The following is a 6,010-nucleotide window of genomic DNA, read 5'->3' as shown; positions in this document are numbered from 1 at the left end:
GTACAGGTCGTAATTGAGCAGGACGCCGGGCGAGGCRCTGCCGCGGGAAGCGCGGACCTGCGGGCGGCTGAGCACGGTCGTGGGCAGGGTCAACTGGTCCAGTGGCACGTCCAGCGCGAGGGTCTGCAGGTGCGCGTCATAGCGCACCACCGCACCGCTGATCTGGTCGAGGTACACCGGGGCATCGCCGCTGGCGTTGAAGCCAAGCTGGCGCAGGATTTCGGGGCTRGCCTGCAGGCGGCCACGGTTGTCGGTGAAGGGCAGCAGGCCGCGCGGCGTGCTGTTGAGGGTCACGTCCAGGTACAGCGTCTGGTTGGCCGTGAGTGGGGTTGGTGGCGGCAGCAGGGCATCGGCGGAGACCCCGGAGACATCGGCTGCATGAGCCGCCGGGGACAGGGCCGCACCGAGCGCTGCGCTCATCAGCGCCTCAGCGAGCCGGTGGTGGCGGCAGCGACGTCTGTTCCGACTCGCCATTGAGCTTGGCCGTGATCTGGTCGTTGTCGCGGTCGATCGCCGTGCGCTCCAGCGGCCAGCGCATGACCTGGCCGGGCAGCACATAGCCCAGCAGGCCGGGATGGACGATGCGCGGCCGCTCCGGGCTACCCAGGGCGAGGTCAGCGATCTGCGCGTAGCTGTTGCCGGTATTGCCTACTTCCACGCCGTTGCGACCGTCGTCCAGCCGCACCAGGCGGGCGTGCAGCTGCGGTGCCAGCCGGCTGCCAGCGCCGGGTTGCACGAATACCGGGATGGAATAGCGCAGCACGAACTGCATGCCTTCGGTGCGCGTGGCCAGATCGGGCACCTCGTCGACGATCAGCCGGTAGTACTGCTGCGCAGCCGGTGCGTCGGCCACGGCGCGCATGACCCGTACCAGCTGCTGCTGGCCGGCGGCCAACTCCTGCATCGGCGGCGTGGCCAGCAGATCTTCGGTGGGCAGCAGCTGTTCGTTGCCGTCCTGCTGCACCCAACGGAATACCCGGACCTGCAGCTTCACCGGCGAGGTGCCGCTGTTGGTCAACCACAGTTCGCCAGCGCGCTGGCGTGCCTCCAGCTGCAGGCTGGTGGGCGCGACCTGCAGGCTGGTCGCCGACGCCGCGGAGACCCAAAGCAGCAGGCTGAGAACGAGCAGCGCCACGCCGGTGGCGCGCCACGGGCGGGATCCGGCCATGCGGGCGTGCTCCATCAATAGGTGATCGTGGCTGTAACGGTATCCAGGTAGTTGCCGGTCGCAGCGTTGGCCGTGCTCAGGTTGAGGATCTGGCCGTAGACGATGTAGGGCACCGCCAGGCCGGTGCCGATACCGGCCTGGGTGTTGGTGCCCGTGGTGGCGCCCCACACCAGGGTATGCGCGGCATCCTGGTAGAGCTGGTAGCCCACGTAGTTGTTGGCCGTCACTGCTGCGTTGGTGTTCTTCATCCGCCGCGTGGTGACGTCATTGGCCGTACCGGCATTGGCACCGGCGTTGAGCGAGATGGTGTACGGGGTCAGCGCCGAACACTGTGCGGTTACGGTGCCCTGGCCCAGGGTCGGGGTGGCGGTGGTGGAGGCGGCGGTACCGAAGTCGACGTTGGTCGCGGCGGCCGCGGTGATGGTGCAGGCCTTGGTGACCACCAGGGTGACGTTGAACGTAGTGGTGTCGGCGGCGGCGGCCGGGCCAGCCACCAGCAGGGCCAGGGCCCAAGCCCAGGGGGAACGAACGGTGGATCGCATGGACAACCTCCCTGACCCGAAGGTCCGTTGAACAGCGCGAAGTCGGCACGTTCTGCGCCGATTTGACGACAGTGGGGCCAGCGTAGGCACCGCAAGTGTCTGTATTCCGTGAGAAACAGGCGATCGAAAGGGTGTGGCCCATCACGCTTTCACGTTCCTTGCCGGATCCGTGCATGCCCCGGATCGCCAGTTGGGTGGCGTTCGTTCAGATTGCGGCCGGATCGGCGATAATGGGAGCCATGAGCGTGAATATCAAAACCCCGCAGGAAATCGAGATGATGCGCATCGCCGGCCGCCTGGCCAGCGAAGTGCTCGACATCGTCACCCCCCACGTCAAGCCCGGTGTCACGACCGAGGAACTGGACCGCATCTGCCACGACCACATCGTGAACGTGCAGGGCGCCATTCCGGCCAACGTCGGCTACCGCGGCTTCCCCAAGACCGTGTGCACCTCGGTCAACAATGTCATCTGCCACGGCATTCCCAGCGAAGGGAAGGTCCTCAAGGATGGCGACATCATCAATATCGACGTCACCGTCATCAARGACGGCTGGYWYGGCGACACCAGCCGCATGTACTTCGTCGGCACCCCGTCGGTGATGGCCAAGCGCCTGGTCGACGCCACCTATGAAGCGATGTGGCGCGGCATCCGCGCGGTGCGTCCGGGCGCAACCCTGGGCGACGTCGGCCATGCGATCCAGAGCTACGCCGAAGGCGAACGTTTCAGCGTGGTGCGCGAGTACTGCGGCCACGGCATCGGCAAGGTCTACCACGATGAACCGCAGGTGGTGCATTACGGCCGTCCGGGCCAGGGCCTGGTGCTGCAGCCGGGCATGACCTTCACCATCGARCCGATGATCAAYGAGGGCACCCGCTACAACAAGGTGCTGCCCGATGGCTGGACCGTGGTGACCAAGGACCGCAAGCTGTCGGCACAGTGGGAGCACATGATCGCCGTCACCGAGACCGGCGTGGACGTGCTGACCCTGTCGCCGGGCGAGTCGCAGGTCTCCTGACGATGCTGCCGGCGAGTTCGCTGCTGGACACGCCGGCCGCGTCGCTCAACGACCCGGACTGGGCTGCTGCCGCGCGCGACGCGCTGCAGCAGGCCGATACGCGCCTGTACCGCCGCTTCGACCAGGGCGACAACATCGAGCGCCTGCTGGCCTTGCGCGCGCGCGCGGCCGATCACCTGATCCGCCATGCGTGGCAGCGCTGCCTGCCGGCCGACAGTGGCCTGTCGCTGTTTGCGGTCGGTGGCTATGGGCGCGGTGAACTGTTCCCGCGCTCGGACATCGACCTGCTGGTGTTCGGCGATCCGCAGGCGCAGCTGGCCCATGAAGAGGCGCTCGCGCGCCTGTTCGCGCTGCTGTGGGATTGCGGCCTGGCGGTCAGCCACGCGGTGCGTTCGGGCGGGCAGTGCAGCGAGGCTGCGGCCGACCAGACCGTGCTGACGGCGTTGATCGAAGCGCGCCCGCTGATGGCCGATGAGGCGGCGCGGCGTGCGCTGCGTGCGGCAGTGGATGACCGCGAGCTGTGGCCGCCGCGTGCGTTCTTCCTGGCCAAGCTGGAAGAACTGCGCAACCGCCACCAGCGTTTCGGCGACACCGCCGACAACCTGGAGCCGGACCTGAAGGATGGCCCCGGCGGCCTGCGCGATCTCAACACGCTGGGCTGGATGGCGCTGCGTGCGTTTGGCGTGCGCGATCTGGAAGCGCTGGTCGGCCTGGGCCACCTGGGCGCTGACGAGGCCGCGGCGCTGAAGCGCGAACGTGCGGTGCTGGCGCGACTGCGCTTCGGCCTGCACCTGGTGGCGCGACGCCCGGAAGAGCGCCTGCGCTTCGATTACCAGAAGACCCTGGCCGCGCGCCTGGGCTTTGAAGACGACGCCGAGAGCCTGGGCGTCGAGAAGATGATGCAGGGCTTCTACCGCGCCGCTTCGGTGGTGCGGCGGATCAGTGATCGTCTGCTGCAGCGTTTCGAGGAACAGTTCGATGGCGAGGCACAGCCTGAGCCGCTGACCGTGGGGTTCGCGCTGCGCCGTGGCTACCTGGCGGCCAACGATGCCGACTGGCCGAATGCTGACATCGGCCAGGTCTTCGCGCTGTTCGCCAGCTGGGCGAACAATCCGCAGATCCGTGGCCTGCATTCGTTGACTGCGCGCGCGCTGGCCGAATCGCTGCCGTTGCTGCCTGCCTATGACCAGGCAGACCCTGATGCGCGCGAACAGTTCATGGCCCTGCTGCGTGGCCAGCGCCCGGTCGACACGCTTTCGCGCATGGCGCGGCTGGGCGTGCTCGGGCAGTGGATTCCCGCATTCGCCCAGGTCAGCGGGCGCATGCAGTTCGACCTGTTCCATGTCTACACCGTCGACCAGCACACGCTGATGGTCCTGCGCAACATGGGGCTGTTCGCCAGCAGTCGCGCCGATGAACGTTTCTCCATCGCCCACGAAGTCTGGCCGCGCCTGCGCAAGCCCGAACTGCTGCTGCTGGCCGGCCTGTTCCACGACATCGCCAAGGGGCGCGGCGGCGATCATTCCGAACTGGGCGCGGTCGATGCACGGGCGTTCTGCCACGCGCAGGGGCTGAGTGGTTCGGATACCGAACTGGTGGCCTGGCTGGTCGAACAACACCTACGGATGTCGGTGACCGCGCAGAAGCAGGACATCGCCGATGCGGACGTGATCCATCGTTTCGCGACCCTGGTCGGCAGCCGCGACCGCCTGGATTACCTCTATCTGCTGACCTGCGCCGACATCGCCGGCACCAGCCCGAAGTTGTGGAACGCGTGGAAGGACCGGCTGCTGGCCGATCTGTATTTCGCTACCCGCCGCGCGCTGCGCGAGGGCCTGGAGCATCCGGTGCCGGCCGCCGAGCGCGTGGCCGAAGCGCGCGACAGCGTGCGTGCGCTGGTGCGCGAGCAGGGCTACGACGATGCCACCATCGACCGCCAGTTCGCGGTGATGCCTGACGAAGGTTTCATCCGCCTGCGCCCGGAACAGTTGGCCTGGCAGGCTGCCGCACTGGTGCCGATCAAGCAGGGCCAGACGCTGGTGAAGGTACGCCGGATCAGCGTTGACGACCCAGCGCTGGAAGTGTTCGTGCACTCGCCGGACCGTGATGGCCTGTTTGCCGCGATCGTGATGACCCTGGACCGCAAGGGTTACGGCATCCACCGCGCACGCGTGCTGGATGGTCCGTCCGAGACGATTTTCGATAATTTTGAAGTCAGCCCGGCCGATACGTTTGCCGATGGCAGCAGCGCCAACCTGGAAGCTGCACTGCGCGAGGCGCTCAGTGGCGACCTTGCGCGGCTGCGTCCCTCGCGCCGGGTGGTGCCACGCCAGCTGCGCCACTTCCGTTTCGCCCCGCGCATCGAGTTCCGCGATGAACCCGGCGCGACCCGTTTTGCCCTGGTCGCCCCCGACCGCCCCGGCCTGCTGGCCGACGTGGCGTTCGTGCTGCGCAACCAGGGACTGCGCGTGCAGGACGCGCGCATTGCCACATTCGGCGAACGCGCCGAAGACACCTTCGTGATCAGTGACGAACACGACCTCCCCCTGACTGAATCCGCCCGGCAGCAGCTGCATGACGCAATGCTGGCCTGCCTGGACCCTGATCGAAACGCCGGAGACCCCGCCTGATGGCCACCAAGCCTGCAAAGAAGACTGCCGCGACTGCCAAGAGCGCCGCGGCCAGAAAGACTACTGCCGCTGCCCCGGCTGCGAAGAAAGCTGCACAACAGCCGAAGGYKGGCCAGMCCGCAGCGGTGAAGAAGGCCGCCGTGCCGAAACAGGCTGCAGCGAAGAAGGCGCCGGCAAAGAAGGTCCCGGCCAAGACCGCCGAAGCTGCGCGCGCCGAGAACATCGCGCGCAAGTCGCTGCGCAAGCCGGCCGGGCCGGGCGTGGAAGAACTGAAGTTCGGCATCGAAAGCGCCTTCGAGCGCCGCGCCACGCTGACCCTGCACGAACTGGAAGGCTCGACCCGGCCGCTGGTCAACCGCGTGATCGATGGCCTGGAAAGCGGCGAGTTCCGCGTCGCCGAACCCGATGGCCATGGTGGCTGGAAGGTCAACGAATGGCTGAAGAAGGCGGTGCTGCTGTATTTCCGCGTCAACGACATGGCCGTGGTCGATGCACGCCCGGCACCGTTCTGGGACAAGGTCGAATCGCGCTTTGCCGGCTATGACGAGGCGAAGTTCCGCCGTGGCGGCGTGCGCGTGGTGCCGGGTGCGATCGCCCGTCGCGGCACGTATTTCGGCAAGGACGTGGTGCTGATGCCGAGCTTCACCAACATCG

Annotated in this window: 5 protein-coding genes and 1 pseudogene; 3 read left to right on the top strand and 3 right to left on the bottom strand. The window is 67.4% G+C overall.

Annotated elements, in window-relative coordinates; genetic code table 11:
- The 3 genes and pseudogenes from AC1VAN_RS08295 to AC1VAN_RS08285 form a co-directional block, all read right to left on the bottom strand.
- Positions 1–420: pseudogene (locus AC1VAN_RS08295) on the bottom strand (fimbria/pilus outer membrane usher protein); the annotation flags it as partial.
- Between the two features lie 7 nt (positions 421–427).
- Entirely contained in the window at positions 428–1,183 is a 756-nt protein-coding gene (locus AC1VAN_RS08290; protein WP_099783394.1) for a fimbrial biogenesis chaperone, read from the bottom strand.
- A complete protein-coding gene (locus tag AC1VAN_RS08285; RefSeq protein WP_025877648.1) occupies positions 1,183–1,710 on the bottom strand; it encodes a Csu type fimbrial protein in 528 nt (175 codons plus the stop codon). Before AC1VAN_RS08285 ends, AC1VAN_RS08290 begins: the two co-directional genes overlap by 1 nt.
- A 173-nt stretch (positions 1,711–1,883) precedes the next feature.
- On the opposite strand from AC1VAN_RS08285, the gene map reads away from it, so the two are divergent.
- The 3 genes from map to AC1VAN_RS08270 all read left to right on the top strand — a co-directional run.
- The gene (gene map / locus AC1VAN_RS08280; RefSeq protein ID WP_480985615.1) at positions 1,884–2,726 is read left to right on the top strand and encodes a type I methionyl aminopeptidase; all 843 of its coding nucleotides are present in this window, start codon (positions 1,884–1,886) and stop codon (positions 2,724–2,726) included.
- 20 nt (positions 2,727–2,746) lie between these two features.
- A complete protein-coding gene (locus AC1VAN_RS08275) occupies positions 2,747–5,356 on the top strand; it encodes a [protein-PII] uridylyltransferase (RefSeq protein WP_456301995.1) in 2,610 nt (869 codons plus the stop codon).
- Positions 5,356–6,010, top strand: a 655-nt coding sequence (locus tag AC1VAN_RS08270; protein WP_480985614.1) for a 2,3,4,5-tetrahydropyridine-2,6-dicarboxylate N-succinyltransferase, incomplete at its 3' end; no start/stop codon positions are given. The genes AC1VAN_RS08275 and AC1VAN_RS08270, both read left to right, overlap by 1 nt.

The organism is Stenotrophomonas sp. 05L44_2, assembly GCF_056665995.1.
This window is presented reverse-complemented; position numbering and strand designations above follow the sequence as displayed.